The sequence below is a fragment of the Enterobacter cloacae complex sp. SHL021 genome (assembly GCF_049237765.1).
GTDB classification, from domain to species: domain Bacteria; phylum Pseudomonadota; class Gammaproteobacteria; order Enterobacterales; family Enterobacteriaceae; genus Enterobacter; species Enterobacter cloacae.
The window spans coordinates 322710-342471 of record NZ_JBMKJG010000001.1 but is presented as its reverse complement, the minus strand read 5'-3'; the positions used below and the strand labels follow the sequence as shown (position 1 = coordinate 342471).

General features: G+C 54.5%; 17 protein-coding genes. 8 read left to right on the top strand and 9 right to left on the bottom strand.

The window, feature by feature from the left end:
* Nucleotides 1-39 precede the first annotated feature (39 nt).
* Nucleotides 40-1263 carry a peptidase T gene (gene pepT, locus ACOTZF_RS01610; protein ID WP_013097087.1) on the bottom strand — a complete coding sequence of 408 codons (1224 nt, stop codon included), beginning with the start codon at nucleotides 1261-1263 and terminating at the stop codon, nucleotides 40-42.
* Between the two features lie 266 nt (nucleotides 1264-1529).
* On the opposite strand from pepT, the gene potA reads away from it, so the two are divergent.
* From potA to potD, 4 genes are read left to right on the top strand one after another with little or no spacing between them, the layout of a single operon-like run.
* Nucleotides 1530-2648: a spermidine/putrescine ABC transporter ATP-binding protein PotA gene (gene potA / locus ACOTZF_RS01605; protein WP_029881970.1), complete on the top strand. Its 1119-nt coding sequence runs from the start codon at nucleotides 1530-1532 to the stop codon at nucleotides 2646-2648.
* On the top strand, nucleotides 2632-3489 hold the full coding sequence (gene potB, locus ACOTZF_RS01600) for a spermidine/putrescine ABC transporter permease PotB (protein WP_040019558.1): 858 nt from the start codon (nucleotides 2632-2634) through the stop codon (nucleotides 3487-3489). The genes potA and potB overlap by 17 nt, the downstream gene beginning before the upstream one ends.
* Nucleotides 3486-4277, top strand: a complete 792-nt coding sequence (gene potC / locus ACOTZF_RS01595; protein WP_013097091.1) for a spermidine/putrescine ABC transporter permease PotC — start codon at nucleotides 3486-3488, stop codon at nucleotides 4275-4277. The genes potB and potC overlap by 4 nt, the downstream gene beginning before the upstream one ends.
* Entirely contained in the window at nucleotides 4274-5308 is a 1035-nt protein-coding gene (gene potD, locus ACOTZF_RS01590; protein ID WP_013097092.1) for a spermidine/putrescine ABC transporter substrate-binding protein PotD, read from the top strand. The genes potC and potD overlap by 4 nt, the downstream gene beginning before the upstream one ends.
* 43 nt (nucleotides 5309-5351) lie before the next feature.
* On the opposite strand, the gene ACOTZF_RS01585 is transcribed toward potD, so the two are convergent.
* The 6 genes from ACOTZF_RS01585 to lolC all read right to left on the bottom strand — a co-directional run bounded on the left by ACOTZF_RS01585 (nucleotide 5352) and on the right by lolC (nucleotide 11744).
* Nucleotides 5352-6581 (bottom strand): EAL and HDOD domain-containing protein, encoded by a 1230-nt coding sequence (locus tag ACOTZF_RS01585; RefSeq protein WP_038979829.1) that lies wholly within the window; start codon nucleotides 6579-6581, stop codon nucleotides 5352-5354.
* A gap of 224 nt (nucleotides 6582-6805) precedes the next feature.
* On the bottom strand, nucleotides 6806-7627 hold the full coding sequence (cobB, locus tag ACOTZF_RS01580) for a Sir2 family NAD+-dependent deacetylase (RefSeq protein ID WP_029881967.1): 822 nt from the start codon (nucleotides 7625-7627) through the stop codon (nucleotides 6806-6808).
* A gap of 14 nt (nucleotides 7628-7641) precedes the next feature.
* Entirely contained in the window at nucleotides 7642-8553 is a 912-nt protein-coding gene (gene nagK, locus ACOTZF_RS01575; protein WP_038979828.1) for an N-acetylglucosamine kinase, read from the bottom strand.
* A gap of 53 nt (nucleotides 8554-8606) precedes the next feature.
* Nucleotides 8607-9851, bottom strand: a complete 1245-nt coding sequence (lolE, locus tag ACOTZF_RS01570; RefSeq protein WP_013097096.1) for a lipoprotein-releasing ABC transporter permease subunit LolE — start codon at nucleotides 9849-9851, stop codon at nucleotides 8607-8609.
* Nucleotides 9851-10552, bottom strand: a complete 702-nt coding sequence (gene lolD / locus ACOTZF_RS01565; protein WP_013097097.1) for a lipoprotein-releasing ABC transporter ATP-binding protein LolD — start codon at nucleotides 10550-10552, stop codon at nucleotides 9851-9853. Before lolD ends, lolE begins: the two co-directional genes overlap by 1 nt.
* Nucleotides 10545-11744 (bottom strand): lipoprotein-releasing ABC transporter permease subunit LolC, encoded by a 1200-nt coding sequence (gene lolC, locus ACOTZF_RS01560; RefSeq protein WP_013097098.1) that lies wholly within the window; start codon nucleotides 11742-11744, stop codon nucleotides 10545-10547. Before lolC ends, lolD begins: the two co-directional genes overlap by 8 nt.
* A 256-nt stretch (nucleotides 11745-12000) precedes the next feature.
* Between lolC and ACOTZF_RS01555 the strand changes: the two genes are divergently transcribed.
* The 3 genes from ACOTZF_RS01555 (at nucleotide 12001) to ldtC (ending at nucleotide 17785) form a co-directional block, all read left to right on the top strand.
* Complete coding sequence (locus tag ACOTZF_RS01555; RefSeq protein WP_013097099.1) at nucleotides 12001-13074, top strand: acyltransferase family protein; 1074 nt, start codon at nucleotides 12001-12003, stop codon at nucleotides 13072-13074.
* A 149-nt stretch (nucleotides 13075-13223) separates the two neighbouring features.
* Nucleotides 13224-16670: a transcription-repair coupling factor gene (mfd, locus tag ACOTZF_RS01550; RefSeq protein WP_129252648.1), complete on the top strand. Its 3447-nt coding sequence runs from the start codon at nucleotides 13224-13226 to the stop codon at nucleotides 16668-16670.
* A gap of 149 nt (nucleotides 16671-16819) precedes the next feature.
* On the top strand, nucleotides 16820-17785 hold the full coding sequence (gene ldtC / locus ACOTZF_RS01545) for a L,D-transpeptidase LdtC (RefSeq protein ID WP_020689587.1): 966 nt from the start codon (nucleotides 16820-16822) through the stop codon (nucleotides 17783-17785).
* Between the two features lie 73 nt (nucleotides 17786-17858).
* Here ldtC and bhsA read toward each other — a convergent pair whose 3' ends face one another.
* Nucleotides 17859-18116 carry a multiple stress resistance protein BhsA gene (gene bhsA / locus ACOTZF_RS01540; protein WP_013097102.1) on the bottom strand — a complete coding sequence of 86 codons (258 nt, stop codon included), beginning with the start codon at nucleotides 18114-18116 and terminating at the stop codon, nucleotides 17859-17861.
* A 244-nt stretch (nucleotides 18117-18360) separates the two neighbouring features.
* Here bhsA and ACOTZF_RS01535 point away from each other — a divergent pair, with 244 nt between their 5' ends.
* Nucleotides 18361-19002 carry a TetR/AcrR family transcriptional regulator gene (locus ACOTZF_RS01535; protein WP_038979824.1) on the top strand — a complete coding sequence of 214 codons (642 nt, stop codon included), beginning with the start codon at nucleotides 18361-18363 and terminating at the stop codon, nucleotides 19000-19002.
* A 54-nt stretch (nucleotides 19003-19056) separates the two neighbouring features.
* Here the strand turns inward: ACOTZF_RS01535 and ACOTZF_RS01530 are convergent, their stop codons facing one another.
* Nucleotides 19057-19596, bottom strand: coding sequence for a glycine zipper 2TM domain-containing protein (locus tag ACOTZF_RS01530; RefSeq protein WP_013097104.1), 540 nt, complete (start codon nucleotides 19594-19596; stop codon nucleotides 19057-19059).
* Nucleotides 19597-19762 lie beyond the last annotated feature (166 nt).

The window sequence follows — 19762 nt, the reverse complement described above, 5'->3', positions numbered from 1 at the left end:
CCTGTAGGCCCGGTAAGCGCAGCGCCACCGGGCGATGTCTTAGCGCTTCGCGGTTAACTCCGCAATCCGCACAATCACCTTCACCGCTTTTTCCATCCCTTCCAGCGTCACAAACTCATGCTTACCATGATAGTTGTATCCCCCGGTAAAGAGATTCGGGCACGGCAATCCCATGAAGGACAGTTGCGAACCGTCGGTGCCGCCGCGAATCGGCTTCAGCACCGGTTCAATATCGCAGTCGCGCATGGCCTGCTGGGCGATATCCAGGATATGCGGATGCTCCATAACCTTCTCGCGCATATTGTAGTAGCTGTCTTCAATAATCAGCTCAATATAGCAGTCCGGGTGTAGCCCCTTACCCACCTTCTTCGCGATTTCCATCATCTTACGCTTGCGTGCTTCGAACGCTTTACGGTCAAAGTCACGCACGATGTAGTGCATCTGCGCGCTGTCCACCGTGCCTTTGATGCTGGTCAGGTGATAAAAACCTTCATAACCTTCGGTCTGCTCCGGGCTCTCATTCGCCGGGACTTCCGCATGAATACGGGACGCCAGCGACAGCGCATTCACCATCACACCTTTGGCGGAGCCGGGATGCACATTATTACCCACAATTTTGATGGTCACGGACGCGGCATTGAAGTTTTCAAATTCCAGTTCGCCCACGCCACCGCCGTCCACGGTATAGGCCCACTGCGCGTTAAAGGCCTCGACATCGAAATGTTTCGCCCCCTTGCCCACCTCTTCGTCCGGCGTAAAGGCCACACGGATATCACCGTGCGGAATATTTTTTCCTTTCAGCACCGCCAGTGCCGTCATGATCTCCGCGATACCCGCTTTGTCATCTGCCCCCAGCAGCGTTTTGCCATCCGTGGTGATCAGCGTCTGCCCGAGGAGCTGGTGCAGCACCGGGAACATTACCGGCGAAAGCACTTCGTCACCTATTCCCAGCGCAATGTCACCGCCACGGTAGTTTTCCACAATCTGCGGATTAACATGTTTACCGCTAAAATCCGGAGAGGTGTCGACATGGGAGATAAAGCCAATCGCCGGAATATCACCGGGGACGTTGGCAGGCAGCGTTCCCATCACAGTGCCTTTTTCGCTCAGGGTGACATTGACCAGCCCCATGGCCTCAAGCTGCTCTTTGAGCAGGTTTAATAACTTCCACTGGCCTTCGGTGCTTGGCACCTGGCGGACACCCGGTTTAGATTGGGTATCCAGCGAAACGTACTGTAAAAAACGCTCAAGTAATTTATCCATGCAGTCACCCTCACTTTTTGTGACAACATTATCAATAAGCATCAAAACGCAAATATTGCGTCAGGTCACTTTTATCCCGCAAACGAGAATATTTTCCGTTTATATCGTGTACGTCAGTAAATGTAGCTTATGAATCAGTGACAAGGATTGGCGATTACAGTGGTTTGCCGTAGAATGTCCGCCCTCATTACGAGTCACCAAGGTGGTTACACACAAACCCCGCTTCGGTCTGCTGCCCGGAGCGTCTATATGGGACAGCGCAAAAATTGAATACTCAATCCCGTTCACGTTCACCGCTGGTGCAACTGGAACGAATTCGTAAAAGTTTTGATGGTAAAGATGTCATTTCCGACCTCAATCTGACCATCAATGATGGTGAGTTCCTCACGCTGCTTGGCCCTTCTGGCTGCGGCAAGACAACCGTACTGCGCCTTATCGCCGGGCTGGAAAGCGTCGATAGCGGCCATATCCACCTTGAAAAGCAGGACATTACCCAGGTCCCCGCTGAAGATCGTCACGTTAACACCGTCTTTCAAAGCTATGCTTTGTTCCCGCACATGACCGTGTTTGAAAACGTTGCGTTTGGTCTGCGGATGCAAAAAACACCGGCCAGCGAGATCCCGCCGCGCGTGACCGAGGCGCTACGGATGGTACAGCTGGAGGAGTTTGCTCAACGCAAACCGCATCAGCTGTCTGGTGGTCAACAGCAACGTGTGGCCATCGCCCGTGCGGTGGTCAACAAACCGCGTCTGCTTCTGCTGGATGAGTCCCTCTCCGCGCTGGACTACAAACTGCGCAAGCAGATGCAGAACGAGCTTAAGGCCCTGCAGCGTAAGCTCGGCATTACCTTCGTCTTTGTGACGCATGACCAGGAAGAAGCACTCACCATGTCCGACCGTATCGTGGTGATGCGTGATGGCAAAATCGAGCAGGACGGCACGCCGCGCGAAATCTACGAAGAGCCGAAAAACCTGTTTGTGGCCAGCTTCATTGGCGAGATCAATATCTTCAACGCCACGGTTGTCGAGCGTCTGGATGAGCAGCGCGTTCGGGCGAATGTCGAAGGCCGCGAGTGCAATATCACCGTTAACTTTGCCGTTGAGAAGGGACAAAAGCTCAACGTGCTGTTACGCCCGGAAGATCTGCGCGTCGAGGAGATCCACGGCAATGCGCAAGCCGAAGGATTGATCGGCTATATCCGCGAGCGTAATTACAAGGGGATGACGCTGGAATCCGTTGTCGAACTGGAAAACGGTAAGATGGTGATGGTTAGCGAGTTCTTTAACGAGGACGACCCGGACTTTGATCATTCGCTCGATCAAAAAATGGTGATTAACTGGGTAGAAAGCTGGGAGGTTGTGCTGGCTGATGAAGAACACAAGTAAATTCCAGAATGTGGTGATTGCCACGATCGTCGGTTGGCTTGTGTTGTTTGTCTTTTTACCCAACCTGATGATCATCGCCACCAGCTTTTTGACCCGCGACGATGCCCACTTTGTGGCGCTGGTCTTTACGCTGGATAACTACTCACGTTTGCTCGATCCGCTCTACTTTGATGTGCTGCTGCACTCATTGAATATGGCGCTGATCGCCACCGTTGCCTGCCTGGTGCTGGGGTATCCCTTCGCGTGGTTCCTGGCGCGTCTGCCGCAAAAAATCCGCCCGCTGCTGCTCTTTTTACTGATTGTGCCTTTCTGGACCAACTCCTTAATTCGCATCTACGGGCTGAAAATTTTCCTCAGCACCAAAGGCTATCTGAACGAGTTTCTGCTGTGGCTGGGGGTGATTGATACGCCAATCCGCATTATGTTTACCCCGGGTGCGGTGATTATTGGTCTGGTCTATATCCTGCTGCCGTTTATGGTGATGCCGCTCTACTCCAGCATTGAGAAGCTGGATAAACCGCTGCTGGAAGCGGCCAAAGATCTGGGGGCGAATAAGCTGCAGACCTTTTTCCGCATTATCATTCCGCTGACGATGCCCGGCATTATCGCGGGCTGTCTGCTGGTGATGCTTCCGGCGATGGGCTTGTTCTACGTCTCTGACCTGATGGGCGGTGCGAAAAACCTGCTGATCGGAAACGTGATTAAGAGCCAGTTCCTTAACATTCGCGACTGGCCGTTCGGCTCCGCCACCAGCATTACGCTGACGGTGGTGATGGGTCTGATGCTGCTGGTTTACTGGCGCGCTTCACGGCTGCTGAATAAGAAGGTGGAACTCGAATGATCGGTCGACTGCTTCGCGGCGGTTTTATGACCGCCATTTACGCTTACCTGTATATTCCGATTATCATTTTGATCGTGAACTCGTTTAACAGTTCACGCTTCGGGATCAACTGGCAGGGCTTTACCACTAACTGGTACAGCCTGCTGATGAACAACGACAGCCTGCTCCAGGCCGCGCAGCACTCATTAACCATGGCGATTTTTTCAGCAACGTTCGCCACGCTGATTGGTTCACTCACCGCCGTGGCACTGTATCGCTACCGCTTTCGCGGTAAACCGTTCGTCAGCGGCATGCTGTTTGTGGTGATGATGTCACCGGATATCGTCATGGCGATTTCTCTGCTGGTACTGTTTATGCTGCTGGGTGTCCAGCTCGGCTTCTGGTCGCTGCTGTTTTCCCACATCACCTTCTGCCTGCCATTTGTGGTGGTGACGGTCTATGCACGCCTGAAAGGCTTTGATGTGCGTATGCTGGAGGCCGCGAAAGATCTCGGCGCCAGCGAGATGACCATTTTGCGCAAAATTATCCTGCCGCTGGCGATGCCCGCCGTCGCGGCCGGGTGGCTGCTCAGCTTCACCCTGTCGATGGATGACGTTGTGGTCTCCTCTTTTGTGACCGGGCCGAGCTATGAAATTCTGCCGTTGAAAATCTATTCGATGGTGAAAGTCGGCGTCTCGCCTGAGGTGAACGCGCTGGCGACCATACTGTTAGTGTTCTCTCTGGTACTGGTGATTGCCAGCCAGATTATTGCTCGTGATAAAACAAAATCTCAGGGGACAATGAAATGAAAAAAATGCTTGCCGCTGCGGCACTGGTGCTCGGAATGGGCGTCGCGCACGCTGATGACAGCAAAACGCTCTACTTCTATAACTGGACTGAGTATGTGCCGCCGGGTCTGCTGGAGCAGTTCACCAAAGAGACGGGCATTAAGGTCATCTACTCTACCTACGAGTCCAATGAAACCATGTACGCCAAGCTTAAAACGTACAAGGACGGCGCGTACGATCTGGTGGTGCCATCGACCTACTTCGTCGACAAGATGCGCAAAGAGGGCATGATCCAGAAGATTGACAAGTCGAAGCTGACCAACTTCAACAACCTCGATCCGCAGATGCTCAACAAACCGTTCGATCCGAACAACGACTACTCCATTCCGTACATCTGGGGTGCGACCGCCATCGGCGTTAACAGCGAAGCAATCGATCCTAAAACCGTGACCCAGTGGGCCGATCTGTGGAAGCCTGAATACAAAGGCAGCCTGCTCTTAACCGACGATGCCCGTGAAGTGTTCCAGGTGGCGCTGCGCAAGCTGGGTTACTCGGGCAACACAACGGACCCGAAAGAGATTGAAGCGGCCTATAACGAGCTGAAAAAACTGATGCCTAACGTGGCGGCGTTCAACTCCGATAACCCGGCGAATCCGTATATGGAAGGGGAAGTAAATCTCGGCATGGTGTGGAACGGCTCTGCATGGGTTGCGCGTCAGGCCGGTACGCCGCTGGAGGTCGTCTGGCCGAAAGAAGGCGGTATCTTCTGGATGGACAGCCTGGCTATTCCTGCGAATGCGAAAAACGTTGACGGTGCCCTGAAGCTCATTAACTTCCTGCTGCGCCCGGACGTGGCGAAGCAGGTTGCCGAGACCATTGGCTACCCGACGCCAAACCTGGCCGCCCGCAAGCTGCTGAAGCCTGAAGTGGCGAATGATAAATCCCTCTACCCGGATGCCGACACCATCAGCAAAGGTGAATGGCAAAACGATGTCGGCGATGCGAGCCGTCTGTATGAAGAGTATTATCAGAAATTAAAAGCCGGCCGATAAGGGCCGCAGTCTGGCTCCTCACGTCGCCACGCCGTGAGGGGCCTTAACCCGCCGCATTTTCCCCTGCCCAGATCGTCGCCATTCTCATGGCATCGACAACGTCGTCATCCGACAGCCCAAGACCGTTCGCTATCCTGGCCGCCTCCTCCCACTCCTGCTGTTCATAGTGGCGGCACAGCGCCACCATATCGGCTAACACGCCTTCCTGATGACACAGGGCCTGGCTGACAGCCTGCGGCACCGCTATTTGCTTCATCAACTCCGCCATTGGCAATTCAAGCAAGGTATCGAGCAGAGAGAACAGGCCACACATAAACGCGTTTTCCGCCAGCCCCGGCGCAGGCATCTTCTCTGCAATCAGCTCACAGAATTTGCCCCGCATCATGCTCAGAGGATACAGCTCGTCGACGGTGTCGTTGCCGGCACTGGCCAGCACCACCACCGCAACAAAGCGTCGCAGCTGATTTTCCCCCAGATACCTGAGGACTTCGCTGAGCGTTAACTTGCTAAAATTGCAGGCACCGACGTGTTTAAACGCCGTGTGTTTCATATAACGCATGATTTTATAGGACAAGGTGAGATCGGTTTTTATTAACGACTCGATGATCCGAAAATCAGGTTTATTCCGCCCCACTTCCATCTGCAGGCGGAAAATCGCCAGTTGATTTTGTGATAAGCGTTTATATTTAATCACTTCAGGGCGACAGAAAAAGTAACCCTGAAAAAGCGAAAAACCGGCATCACGATAGCGTTTGAATTCCTCTTTAGTCTCAACTTTTTCAGCGAGATACTTTATATGGTGGGTCAGGTTTTTGCGAGTATTCAGGTAATCCTGAATTTGCGCTAAGGTATAATTTCTGACATCAAATTTAAGTACAGAAATATAGGGTAAAAAGCGATCCCATTCCGGCGCGAGGGTAAAATCATCAAGCGCAAAGCGATATCCGTGCGCATTCATCTCTTTCACAGCCTGCAATAACGCCTCGCCGGGAACCGCATCTTCAAGGATCTCAATGACCACGCTCTCCTTGTCCAGCGCTTCACCGCTGCGGTCGATGACCATTCTGGATGGAAAGTTGATAAACAAGGTCTGTGTCCCGGCGATACGCTGAGACGGTACAGATAAAAAATGGTCGGATATCATTCTGGATGTTGCATATTCTGCCGATACATCCGGAAAACGGTTTGCCATCCCATCCCTGAAAAGCAGTTCATAAGCTACCGTATTCATATCCGGGTTAAAAATGGGTTGTCTCGCAATAAATCCGTACATATCCCATCCTCCTTATCGACGTTATATTTATTAGCATCCTCTTTCTACACCACGATAACGAGCATTATTAAGCACTATTTTGATTGAATGCACAAAATAATAGCATCCACACTAATTAACAGGGCTTATATTGTGGTTTAGTGAACATCATTAATGGTAATTTCAGCGGACGAGTTTATTAAAAAAAGCACCCGCTGAATGGGTGCCTTTTCATACTGTCGCTATTACAGACCTTTGAGCAGCTTGTCGACGAACTCGGGTACGACCTCGCTTGCCAGCCCATAGTGCTTCTCTTCAAACTCGCTTCCCACCTGGCTGGGTTCGAGGTTGAGCTCTACGGTATGCGCACCGTGCAGACGCGCTTCGTGAACAAACCCCGCCGCCGGATAGACATGCCCTGAGGTACCGATGGCGATAAACACATCCGCCATGGCCAGCGCGCTGTAAATCTCATCCATCCCCAGCGGCATTTCACCAAACCAGACCACATGGGGACGCAGACGCGAAGGGAACTGGCAGCAGTGACATTTATCCTCAGGCAGCACGTCCTCTTTCCAGTCCAGCACCTGGCCGCTCCAGGCACAGCGCACCTTCAGTAGCTCGCCGTGCATGTGGATGATGTTTTTGTTACCGGCTCGCTCGTGCAGGTTATCAATGTTCTGCGTAACCAGCAGAAAACGGTCACCCAGCGCCTCCTCCAGCTTCGCCAGCGCCAGGTGCGCCGGATTAGGCGCTATTTCTGGCTGCTGAAGCTGACGACGGCGGGCATTGTAAAATGCCTGCACAAGATCCGGGTCACGGGCGAAGCCTTCTGGTGTCGCCACATCCTCCACACGGTGCTCTTCCCACAACCCGTCCGCAGCACGGAAGGTTCGAATACCGGACTCGGCAGAGATCCCCGCCCCGGTCAGCACCACCACTCTGGGTTTATCCATCGCTTCTGGCATCATTCTGTCTCTGAAAAAGATCCGCTGGCGCAAGCGCTCACGTAAGCGGCGTTTATTTTTGCGAAAACGGCTGAGTCGACCCTGGCGACGCGACAGCATAGTAACCTCGTAAACTAGTCGGTGAGATGAAGGAATGCGGCTCCGCGCATGCCTCCTGCGTCCCCGTGTCGCGCACGTTCAATACGCGGCACGCGGGCGACTGGCAATAAATGTCGGGGCAGACGCCCGGACAGGTGTTCCGTTATCGCGGTAAAGTTTGATAACCCGCCCCCAATCACCAGCAGATCCGGATCGACGATGGTGAGGATATTCCCCAGACACACCGCCAGCAGATCGAGATAACGTTCAACGTGCTCTCGCGCCTGCGCATCGCCTTGCTCCCACAGGGTAATGATTTGAGGGGCTTCGAGTTTCTGATGATAGAAGTGTTCGTAAAGCCATGCAAACCCACGACCTGACAGGTAGTTCTCAATACAGCCATGCTGACCACAGCCGCAGCGGGTAAGCGGGAAATCGCGTCCCACGACCTCAAGCGCATCTACCGGTAAACGGATATGACCAAACTCTCCCGTGATATAGCTGCGCCCGGTGATCGGTTTGCCATTAATAACAATTCCCCCGCCAACGCCGGTGCCAAGGATCAACCCCATCACCAGCGGATAGTGACGGAATTCATCATCCCAGGCTTCAGAGAGCGCAAAGCAGTTGGCATCGTTATCTAAACGCACGTCGCGTTCAAGGAGAGCAGAGAGATCGGCGCGCAGCGGTTTGCCGCTGGCAGCAGGGACGTTGGCGGCATACAGCGTGCCGTCGTCGGTTTCAGGCATGCCTGGAATGCCGATGCCGACGCTGCCTTTCACGCCAAAGCGTTCATCCGCTTGCGCCACCAGCGCGGCAATGGCGGTTAAAAATTCATCGTAGCTTTCGCGCGGCGTGGGAACGCGGGTTTCCCACTGCAGTTTGAGATCGTTATCAAACGCGCCGAGCGCAATTTTGGTGCCGCCAATATCAAATCCGTAATACATAATGCATTCCTCTTTTAACCTGGCGGCCCGTAAGCCGCTAGATCATGACGTAATTACTGGCCACTTAATACCCTCGCCGGATCAATTCGGCTTGCGCGACGCGCCGGATACCAGCTTGCCAGCAGACTCAGTAAAAGTGCTGTAACCAGCACATAAATAACGTCCAGCCAGTGCAATTCAGACGGCAGGAAGTCAATAAAATAGATATCACCCGACAGGAACTGGTGGCCGATCAGCTTCTCAATTCCGTTGATGATTGGCGTGAGCTGTAACGACACCACGACGCCAATCACCACCCCGCACAGGCTGCCGAACAGCCCCGCCAGCAGACCATACCAGACAAAGATGGCGCGAATAAGACCGTCCTTTGCCCCAAGGGTACGCAGAACCGCGATGTCGCCACTCTTGTCTTTGACCGCCATAACCAGCGTCGAGACGATATTAAAGCACGCCACACCAATCACCAGCACCATCGCCAGATACATGATGGCGCGGATCATCTGGATATCACGATACATATACCCGTAAGTGCCGATCCAGCTTTTGATGTAGACATAGTTATTGGTCACGCTGCCCGCATCACGTACCAGTTTATTGGCATTGAAGACGTCGTTGACCTTAATGGCGATGCCCGTCACGCTGTCGCCCATGTCCAGATACTGACGTGCGTCTTCCAGCGGTACCATTGCAAAGCTGTGATCGAGTTGACCGCTCAGTTGCAGGATCCCGGTGACGTGCAGACGCACGCGCTTAGGCTGCTGCAATTTATGGTCAGCGCTGGCGTTTGGGATCATGATCGACACCCAGTCGCCCTGCTTCACTTTCAGCGCGTCGGCCACACCTTTGCCCATGATGATCTGTTGCTCACCGGCCTTAAAGTTTGCCCACGCGCCGTTCTGCACATACTTCGGCAGCGCGCTCAGACGCGCCTCCTGCGCCGGGTTCACCCCTTTCACCTGGATGGCGCGCAGGTTAACACCGCTTTCCACCAGCCCTGTAAAGTTGATGTAAGGTGCAGCGGCGGCAATGCCCGGCACGTTTTCCACTTTGCTGAGGGCATCACGCCAGTTGTTCCACGGCTGATTAACCGGTTCAATTTCGCCGTGCGGCACAACGGCCAGAATACGGTTATTCAGCTCACGCTCAAAACCGTTCATGGCGCTTAATCCCACAATCAATACCGCCACGCCGAGCGCAATACCGATGGTGGAGATCACCGAGATAAGGGAGACCATCCCGCCGCGACGACGGCCGCGGCTGAAGCGTAGCCCGATGAGTAACGATAACGGTGAGGCCATTACTCCGCTCCCATCAGAGTCAGTTCAGCGTTCAGATGACCGTCACGCATCTCAAGCTGGCGTCCCATCCGTTTTGCCAGCTGCAAATCGTGGGTCACCACCAGAAACGCCGTCCCCTGTGAGGCATTCAGCTCACCCAGAAGCTGGAAAATACTGTCAGCATTGCGCGCATCCAGGTTGCCGGTTGGTTCATCCGCCAGCACCAGACGCGGGTTGTTCACCAGCGCACGGGCAATTGCCACACGCTGACGCTCGCCACCGGACAGCTCAGACGGGCGGTGGTCACCGCGATGCCCCAGGCCTACGGCTTTCAGCATGTCGCTGGCACGGGCATTAATTTCTGCCGGTTTCTTTTTACCAATCAGCAAAGGCATCGCCACGTTTTCCAGCGCCGTGAAATCCGGCAGCAGATGGTGGAACTGGTAGATAAAGCCCAGCTCACGGTTACGCAGCTCCGCTTTTGCCGCAGAAGACATTTTGCTCATCGGCTGGCCTGAGAAAATTACGTCGCCACTGGTCGGCGTATCCAGCCCGCCCAGCAGGTGTAATAAGGTACTTTTGCCGGAACCGGAGCTGCCGACAATCGCCATCATCTCGCCTTCGCCCACGCTGAAGCTCACATTGTGCAGCACATCAGTCTGTACAGAGCCTTCCTGATAGCGTTTGGACAGGTTGTCGCATTGCAACAGGATCTTATTCATAACGTAAAGCCTCAGCGGGTTGAGTGGCGGCAGCGCGCCAGGAAGGATAGAGCGTAGAAAGCAGCGCAATGGCCATCGCGGCCAGCGCAATACCGACCACCTGCAGCGGTTCGATAGCAACCGGCAGCGCCGCGCCATCAAGCAGCGCGCCGATGATCGGCATTAAGTTATTCAACTGACTGGCCAGCAGCGCCCCGAGAACGGCCCCGAGTAACGCGCCAATGATCCCGGCGCTGGCCCCCTGCACCATAAAGACGGCCATAATCTGGCGCGGCGTCAGCCCCTGGGTTTGCAGGATGGCAACTTCGCCCTGCTTTTCCATTACCATCAGACCAAGCGAGGTGATGATGTTAAACGCCGCGACCGCGACGATCAGGCTCAGCAGCAGGCCCATCATATTTTTTTCCATACGCACAGCCTGGAACAGTTCGCCTTTACGCTCGCGCCAGTCCTGCCATTTTGTGCCTTCCGGCAAGGTTTGCTGGCTGAGGGTATCGACCTTCAGCGGTGCGTCGAGCCACAGACGCCAGCCGGTAATGTTGCCCACCGGATAACGCATCAGACGCGAAGCATCCTGGATATTCATGAGCATCTGGTAGCCGTCAACTTCGCTGTTGGCGGCAAACGTGCCAATAACCGTGAACAGACGCTGGCTGGGCAAACGTCCCATCGGCGTAAACTGGCTGGCAGACGGCACCATCACGCGCAGCTGGTCGCCACGGTTCACGCCAAGCTGCCCGGCAAGCTGCTCGCCGAGGATGACGTTGTATTTTCCCGCTTCCAGATCGCTTTGCTTCACGTTGACCAGATACGGCGTGAGCGGATCTTTTTGCGCCGGGTCAATCCCCAGCATGACGCCCACCGCCACGCTGCGGGCGCTTTGCAGGACGACATCACCCGTTGTCACCGGCGCAACGCGCGTGACACCCTGTAACTTCGCCGCACTTTCCGGCAGTTGTTGCGGGTTAACGGAACCGTTGGTTGAAGAGAGAATGGCCTGCGGCATCAGCCCCAGGATGTTGTTTTGCAGCTCGCGCTCAAAGCCGTTCATGACGGAAAGCACCGTCACCAGTGCCATCACGCCAAGCGTAATGCCAATAGTCGAAAGCCAGGAGACAAAGCGACCGAAACGGTCCGCGGCGCGCCCACGCATGTAGCGTAAGCCTATGAAGAGTGCGACAGGTTGATACATGAAGTCCGTCTGTTTGCTGATAGCAGACCCACGAGTATATAAGCGAATCCGTTAAGCGTAAATGACTGAAACAGTAAGCTTTGGTAATCATTTTTCTGAAAAATTCAGATAAATCAGAATGCTACTCTTCGAATTATGGCGCTACACCCTCCACCTTTTCCGAAAAACTTCCTGATACAGACTGTTTCCCGTTACATCCCGGCTGCGTTTACCAACAATTGTTCGTTCGTTTATGGCAATAAGGTAGTTGCGAACAATGAAGCAAAAAGCATTATGGATTAACCAGATAAAGGGGCTGTGTATCTGCCTGGTGGTAATCTATCATTCGGTTATCACATTTTATCCCCATCTGACGGGGCTACAACATCCGTTGTCCGGTCTTCTCGCCAAATGCTGGGTCTATTTTAACCTTTATCTCGCGCCCTTCCGTATGCCGGTATTTTTCTTCATATCCGGTTATCTGATCCGTCGTTATATTGACGAGGTGAACTGGCGCACCAGTTTTGACAAACGGATCTGGAGCATTGTCTGGGTCCTTGCGCTGTGGGGCGTATTGCAATGGCAGGCGCTGAGCCACCTCAATGCCTGGTTGGCACCTGAACGTGAGCTGGCCACCTCCTCGAACGCCGCGTATGCCGATTCACTTTCCGGGTTTGCGTGGGGGATGCTCACTGCCAGCACCAGCCTGTGGTATCTGTACGCCCTGGTGGTCTATTTCACGCTATGTAAACTGCTTAGCCGCTGGAAGCTGCCCGTACTGGGGCTGCTGGCACTGGCCAGCATCACGATCAATTTCCTGCCGCTGCCGTGGTGGGGAATGAACAGCGTGGTACGCAATATGATCTACTACAGCCTTGGCGCGTGGTATGGCGCAGAGCTGATGGCCTGGATGAAGGGGCTGAACCTGCGTCGTACCTGGCTGGCGCTGGCCGCTTTTGCTGCGGTCTCCGTGGTACTGTGGTTTGCTAACGTTCCGCTGCTGCTTTCCCTGCTGTCGATCGTGCTGATCATGAAGCTTTTCTATAGCCTCGAGCAGCGTTATGCCGTTCATCCCAGCAACCTGCTTAACGTTATCGGCTCAAACACCATCGCTATCTACACCACGCACCGCATCCTTATAGAGGCCTTCAGCCTGTTCCTGATCGGTGAGATGAATGCTGCCTACTGGCCGGTCTGGGCCGAGCTTGCCTTGATCCTGGTCTACCCATTTGCCAGCCTGCTGATCTGCACCCTCGCCGGACTTGGCGTACGCAAAATATCGACGGCACTGTTTGGCGATCTGTTCTTCTCTCCCCCTTCCGCGAGCGCACTGTCTCCGGCAACCCGATAATACCGCCCTCGCCCCCCGTCCGGGGGCGAATCTTCCCGCGTTGCAGTTCAGATTTGCTTATGCAAAACGATCGAGGATAATAAAGACATTGCGTATCAGTGATATGCCCCAATACTGTTGGTATATCCACAAGAGACTCTGACATAGCCATGCCTGAACACTATCGTTATTCCCTGCCTGTTAAAGCGGGCGACCAGCGCCAGCTGGGCGAACTCACTGGCGCTGCGTGCGCCACGCTGGTGGCAGAAATCGCTGAGCGACATCCTGGTCCGGTGGTGCTGGTCGCCCCGGATATGCAAAATGCGCTGCGACTGCATGATGAAATTCGCCAGTTCACCGATAACCTGGTCTTCAGTCTGGCCGACTGGGAAACGCTGCCGTATGACAGCTTCTCCCCGCATCAGGAGATCATCTCCTCGCGCCTGTCGACCCTCTATCAGTTACCGACCATGCAGCGCGGCGTGCTGATCGTTCCGGTCAACACCCTGATGCAGCGCGTCTGTCCTCACAGCTATTTGCACGGCCATGCGCTGGTGATGAAAAAAGGTCAGCGCCTGTCCCGGGACGATCTGCGCGCGCAACTGGACAGCGCCGGATACCGTCATGTCGATCAGGTTATGGAGCACGGGGAATACGCCACGCGCGGTGCGTTGCTCGACCTGTACCCGATGGGCAGCGACCAGCCGTATCGACTGGACTTCTTCGACGATGAGATCGACAGCCTGCGCGTATTCGACGCCGACACGCAGCGCACGCTGGAAGAAGTAGAAGCCATCAATTTATTACCCGCCCATGAATTCCCGACGGACAAAACCGCTATCGAGCTGTTCCGCAGCCAGTGGCGCGACAAGTTCGACGTTAAGCGCGACGCTGAGCATATCTATCAGCAGGTCAGCAAAGGTACGCTTCCTGCCGGGATCGAATATTGGCAGCCGCTGTTCTTTAACGAGCCATTGCCCGCCCTGTTCAGCTACTTCCCGGCGAACACGTTGATTGTCAACACCGGTGATATCGACGCCAGCGCCAGCCGCTTTGAGAGCGAAACCCGCGCGCGCTTTGAAAACCGGGGCGTAGACCCAATGCGTCCGCTGCTGCCGCCTGAAGCGCTGTGGCTGCGCACCGACGAGCTCAACGCCGAACTCAAGCGCTGGCCGCGCGTACAGCTGAAAACCGATACGCTTGCCGATAAAGCTGCCAACACCAACCTTGCATTCCAGAAGCTGCCAGATTTAGCCGTTCAGGCACAGCAGAAATCCCCGCTGGAGAGTCTGCGCAAGTTCCTCGATGCCTTTACCGGCCCGGTTGTCTTCTCCGTTGAGAGTGAAGGCCGCCGTGAAGCGCTGGGCGAACTGCTGGGGCGGATTAAAGTTGCTCCGAAACGCATTTTGCGCCTGAGCGAAGCCACGGGGACGGGGCGTTATCTGATGATCGGTGCCGCCGAGCACGGGTTTATCGATACCCTCAACAACGTGGCATTAATCTGTGAAAGCGACCTGCTGGGTGAACGTGTTGCGCGCCGCCGTCAGGACAGCCGTCGCACCATTAACCCGGATACGCTGATCCGCAACCTGGCGGAACTCCATCCGGGCCAGCCGATTGTGCACCTTGAACATGGCGTGGGTCGTTATCAGGGGATGACGACGCTGGAGGCCGGTGGCATCAAAGGTGAATACCTGATGCTGACCTACGCCAACGACGCCAAACTCTACGTGCCGGTCTCATCCCTGCATCTGATCAGCCGCTACGCCGGGGGTGCAGAAGAGAATGCACCATTGCATAAACTGGGCGGTGACGCCTGGGCGCGCGCGCGGCAGAAAGCGGCGGAAAAAGTGCGTGATGTGGCGGCCGAGCTGCTGGATATCTATGCCCAGCGTGCGGCCAAAGAGGGCTTTGCCTTTAAGCATGATAAAGAGCAGTACCAGCTGTTCTGCGACAGCTTCCCGTTTGAAACCACGCCGGACCAGGCTCAGGCCATCAATGCCGTGTTAAGCGACATGTGTCAGCCGCTGGCAATGGACAGGCTGGTCTGTGGCGATGTCGGCTTCGGGAAAACCGAAGTAGCCATGCGCGCGGCGTTCCTCGCCGTTGAGAATAACAAGCAGGTGGCGGTGCTGGTACCCACCACCCTGCTCGCTCAGCAGCACTTCGATAACTTCCGCGACCGCTTTGCCAACTGGCCGGTACGCATCGAGATGCTGTCACGTTTTCGCAGTACCAAAGAGCAAACGCAAATCCTGGAGCAGGCCAGCGAGGGTAAGATCGATATTCTGATCGGCACCCACAAACTGCTGCAGAGCGACGTGAAGTGGAAAGATCTGGGGCTGCTGATTGTTGATGAAGAGCACCGTTTCGGGGTACGCCATAAAGAGCGTATTAAAGCGATGCGTGCCGACGTCGATATCCTGACCCTGACCGCGACGCCAATCCCGCGAACCCTGAACATGGCGATGAGCGGCATGCGCGATCTGTCAATTATCGCCACGCCGCCGGCGCGTCGTCTGGCCGTAAAAACCTTTGTGCGAGAGTACGACAATCTGGTAGTGCGTGAGGCCATTCTGCGTGAGGTGCTGCGCGGCGGTCAGGTCTATTACCTCTACAACGACGTGGAAAATATCCAGAAAGCGGCAGACCGGCTGGCAGAGATGGTGCCGGAAGCGCGTATTGCCATCGGTCACGGGCAAATGCGCGAACGCGAACTGGAACGGGTGATGAACGACTTCCACCACCAGCGCTTTAACGTGCTGGTGTGTACCACCATCATTGAGACCGGGATCGATATCCCGACGGCCAACACCATCATCATTGAACGCGCGGATCATTTCGGTCTGGCACAGCTTCATCAGCTGCGTGGCCGCGTCGGGCGTTCGCACCATCAGGCCTATGCATGGCTGCTGACGCCGCATCCAAAAGCGATGACCACCGATGCGCAAAAACGTCTGGAAGCGATTGCCTCGCTGGAAGATCTGGGCGCTGGCTTTGCACTGGCGACGCACGACCTGGAGATCCGCGGTGCGGGTGAGCTGTTGGGTGAAGATCAAAGTGGCTCGATGGAAACCATCGGTTTCTCGCTCTACATGGAGCTGCTGGAAAACGCGGTCGATGCCCTTAAGGCCGGACGCGAACCGTCGCTGGAAGATCTCACCAGCCAGCAAACCGAAGTTGAGCTACGCATGCCGTCTCTGCTGCCGGACGATTTCATTCCGGATGTGAACACCCGCCTGTCGTTCTACAAACGTATCGCCAGTGCGAAAAATGAGAACGAGCTGGAAGAGATCAAAGTCGAGCTTATTGACCGCTTTGGCCTGCTCCCGGATGCCGCACGCAACTTGCTGGATATCGCGCGGCTGCGTCAGCAGGCGCAGAAGCTGGGCATCCGTAAGCTTGAGGGCAACGAGAAAGGCGGCGTGATTGAGTTTGCCGAGAAAAACCACGTTAACCCTACGTGGCTCATCGGTTTACTGCAAAAGCAGCCGCAGCATTTCCGCCTGGATGGGCCAACGCGGCTGAAATTTACGCAGGAGCTGACGGAGCGTAAAACCCGTATGGACTGGGTACGCAACTTTATGCGCCAGCTGGAAGAGAACGCGATCGCATAATCTGCTCTGCCCCCGGTTGCGCCATGCTACCGGGGGTAACAATTTACAAACTCTTTTCACTTCACCCGATCTTCCCGACAGACCCCTTCGCCATAATTATCACTAACCGTTATAAAACAATCACCCTGTCATTTATATGGATTATAGTGATGATGACCTCTTCGCGTTTCACTCGCTGGATAACCGTGTTAGCGCTGGCCGCAACGGTCGCGGTTGCACTTCCCGCTCGCGCAAACACCTGGCCACTCCCGCCTGCAGGCAGTAAGGTGGTTGGGGAAAACCGTTTTCATGTGGTTGAAAACAATGGTGGATCGCTAGAGGCGATTGCCAAAAAATATAACGTCGGCTTTCTGGCCTTACTGCAGGCCAACCCCGGCGTTGACCCTTATGTCCCGCGCGCTGGCAGCGTGTTAACCATCCCGCTGCAGACGATTTTGCCGGATGCGCCGCGCGAGGGGATCGTGATAAACCTTGCCGAACTGCGTCTTTACTATTACCCGCCCGGTAAAAATGAGGTGACCGTATACCCTATTGGTATTGGCCAGTTGGGCGGCGACACGCTGACCCCGACGATGGTTACCACCGTATCAGACAAGCGTGCAAACCCAACCTGGACGCCAACGGCCAATATTCGTGCCCGCTATAAAGCGCAGGGGATCGATCTGCCCGCCGTTGTACCGGCCGGCCCGGATAACCCAATGGGCCACCATGCCATCCGCCTCGCGGCCTATGGCGGCGTGTACCTGTTACATGGAACGAACGCGGACTTTGGTATTGGCATGCGCGTCAGCTCCGGCTGTATTCGTCTGCGCGATGACGATATCAAAACGCTCTTCAACCTGGTTACGCCGGGCACCAAAGTGAACATCATTAATACCCCGATCAAGGTCTCTGAGGAGCCAGGCGGCGTGCGACTGGTTGAAATTCACCAGCCTTTATCGAAAAACATTGATGACGATCCTCAGACGCTGCCAATCAACCTGAATGCGGCGATGGTGAGTTTTAAAACCGATGCAAGGACGGATGGCATTGTGATGGAGCGGGCAATGGAAGCACGTTCGGGCATGCCGACTGACGTCACACGACATCATGGTGTCGCCCAGCAGTCGATGTAAACCCAAACGCAAAAACGCCCTGCACATGCAGGGCGTTTTTTTAGCAGTGGCATAAATGAGGGTTTAGCCAGGCTTATTTGTAAATAACAGCGGTACCGTGAAGGGTGTTAGGACCGGTTACAGAGGTAATGCGGAACGATTTCGCACCCATCTCATCCGCTTTTTGCGCCAGCTGGTCTTCCAGTGAACCCAGGTTAGTCCCGGCGCTGGCAGAGATGGTCCCTACTTTATGCTGGTCAGCAGGCGTTGACTGGACTTCCACAGCAGCAAAGCTTGCGAAAGAGAGTGAGCTAAGAACAGCAGCGGCGATGAGGGTTTTTACGTTTTTCATGATTTTTACCTTTGGCAGATGAATTTTGAGGTCGTTAGCTATTTAGTTAACGATCGATAGGTAAATGATAGATGTGATCCAGCTCACACGTCAACATGTTTTTATAACGACCATTAAATTAATTTTAATTCCGTTATTTTTCATGCCCATATGATTAATTTATTTTTCAGAAAACAGCACTGGTGGTTAAATGCGTTTATTTTTATAATGGTTATTCAACAAACCAACAGAGGACCAACGGCAAATGACAACCGATGTCACGAGTTGTGCGAAGAAAAGCCGTGGCCGACCAAAAGTGTTCGACAGGGATGCAGCGCTTGATAAGGCCATGACTCTCTTCTGGCAACATGGGTATGAAGCGACTTCGCTTTCCGATCTGGTAGAAGCCACCGGAGCCAAAGCGCCGACGCTGTATGCGGAATTCACGAATAAAGAGGGGTTGTTCAGGGCGGTACTGGACCGATACATCTCTCGCTTCGCATCGCGATACGAAGCACAGCTGTTTTGTGAAGAGAAAACGGTTGAGCAGGCACTTCATGACTATTTCACCGCCATCGCCACCTGCTTCACCAGCAAAGAGACGCCCGCGGGCTGTTTTATGATTAACACCTCCGCGACGCTTGCGGCCTCCTCGAAAGAGATCGCCAACACGGTGAAATCGCGTCATGCCATGCAGGAGGAGACGCTCAGCACCTTCCTGGCCCAGCGCCAGCAGCGTGGTGAAATTCCGGCGCATTGCCGCCCTCAGGAATTAGCACAATACCTGAGCTGTATTTTACAGGGGATGTCGATTAGCGCCCGAGAAGGGGCGACGCTGGAAAAACTGCAGCATATCACCGAGACCACCCTGCGACTGTGGCCTGAACTGCTTAAAATGCAGGGCTAAAAAAAAGCTCCTCAGCCTGAGCGCTTGAGGAGCTAAGTTCAGAGAACATCTTTTTTACGCTTTGTTATTCAGTACCAGCTGGCCATTTCCATCCAGCGGAATTTGTGTGCCAGGGTCTCTGTCCATACGGATTTTGCCCTGCTGGTCACCAATTTTGTACGTCACGTCATAACCCAGCATTTTTTCCGACTTGTCATAGACGGTTTTACAGCGCTGCTGTGTCGTGGTGTACGTATCGTTATCCTGCATTGCGCCCTGCACCTGGTTACCGGCATAGCCGCCACCCAGCGCACCGACCACGGTTGCCACATCTTTACCACGGCCGCCACCAAACTGGTGACCAATCACCCCGCCTGCTACCGCGCCCAGCACAGAGCCGGCAATACGGTTTTCATCCTGAACCGGACGACGATGGGTGACAGAGACGTTACGGCACTCCTGACGAGGCGTTTTAACTGTTTCTTTAATCGGGGTTGCAGAAACCACCTGCGCATACTGTGGGCCGCGATTCAGTACGTTGAGACTGGCAACGGCAGCCACACCTAACGCAGCAGCGACGCCAATCCCTATACCCGCCAACATTGATTTATTCACGGGACTTCCTCCTTTGTTGCTATTGGTAACAATTTTGCAATGCAGGCTACGCTTCGCCAATAAGACAAAGGCTCAAAAAAGTGGCTTTCAGGAGAGTGACTGGGCGTTTAGGAGAACTCTTAATCACTCAATCTGTGATGAGCAGCATGATATGCTAAAAAATCCC

Coding starts and splice junctions, on each gene's coding strand:
- ldtC (WP_020689587.1), top strand. CDS start 16,820: ATGATGACCTCTTCGCGTTTCACTCGCTGGATAACCGTGTTAGCGCTG.
- bhsA (WP_013097102.1), bottom strand. CDS start 18,116: ATGAAAAACGTAAAAACCCTCATCGCCGCTGCTGTTCTTAGCTCACTC.
- pepT (WP_013097087.1), bottom strand. CDS start 1,263: ATGGATAAATTACTTGAGCGTTTTTTACAGTACGTTTCGCTGGATACC.
- nagK (WP_038979828.1), bottom strand. CDS start 8,553: ATGTATTACGGATTTGATATTGGCGGCACCAAAATTGCGCTCGGCGCG.
- potD (WP_013097092.1), top strand. CDS start 4,274: ATGAAAAAAATGCTTGCCGCTGCGGCACTGGTGCTCGGAATGGGCGTC.
- lolD (WP_013097097.1), bottom strand. CDS start 10,552: ATGAATAAGATCCTGTTGCAATGCGACAACCTGTCCAAACGCTATCAG.
- ACOTZF_RS01585 (WP_038979829.1), bottom strand. CDS start 6,581: ATGTACGGATTTATTGCGAGACAACCCATTTTTAACCCGGATATGAAT.
- ACOTZF_RS01535 (WP_038979824.1), top strand. CDS start 18,361: ATGACAACCGATGTCACGAGTTGTGCGAAGAAAAGCCGTGGCCGACCA.
- lolC (WP_013097098.1), bottom strand. CDS start 11,744: ATGTATCAACCTGTCGCACTCTTCATAGGCTTACGCTACATGCGTGGG.
- ACOTZF_RS01555 (WP_013097099.1), top strand. CDS start 12,001: ATGAAGCAAAAAGCATTATGGATTAACCAGATAAAGGGGCTGTGTATC.
- potB (WP_040019558.1), top strand. CDS start 2,632: ATGAAGAACACAAGTAAATTCCAGAATGTGGTGATTGCCACGATCGTC.
- lolE (WP_013097096.1), bottom strand. CDS start 9,851: ATGGCCTCACCGTTATCGTTACTCATCGGGCTACGCTTCAGCCGCGGC.
- mfd (WP_129252648.1), top strand. CDS start 13,224: ATGCCTGAACACTATCGTTATTCCCTGCCTGTTAAAGCGGGCGACCAG.
- cobB (WP_029881967.1), bottom strand. CDS start 7,627: ATGCTGTCGCGTCGCCAGGGTCGACTCAGCCGTTTTCGCAAAAATAAA.
- potC (WP_013097091.1), top strand. CDS start 3,486: ATGATCGGTCGACTGCTTCGCGGCGGTTTTATGACCGCCATTTACGCT.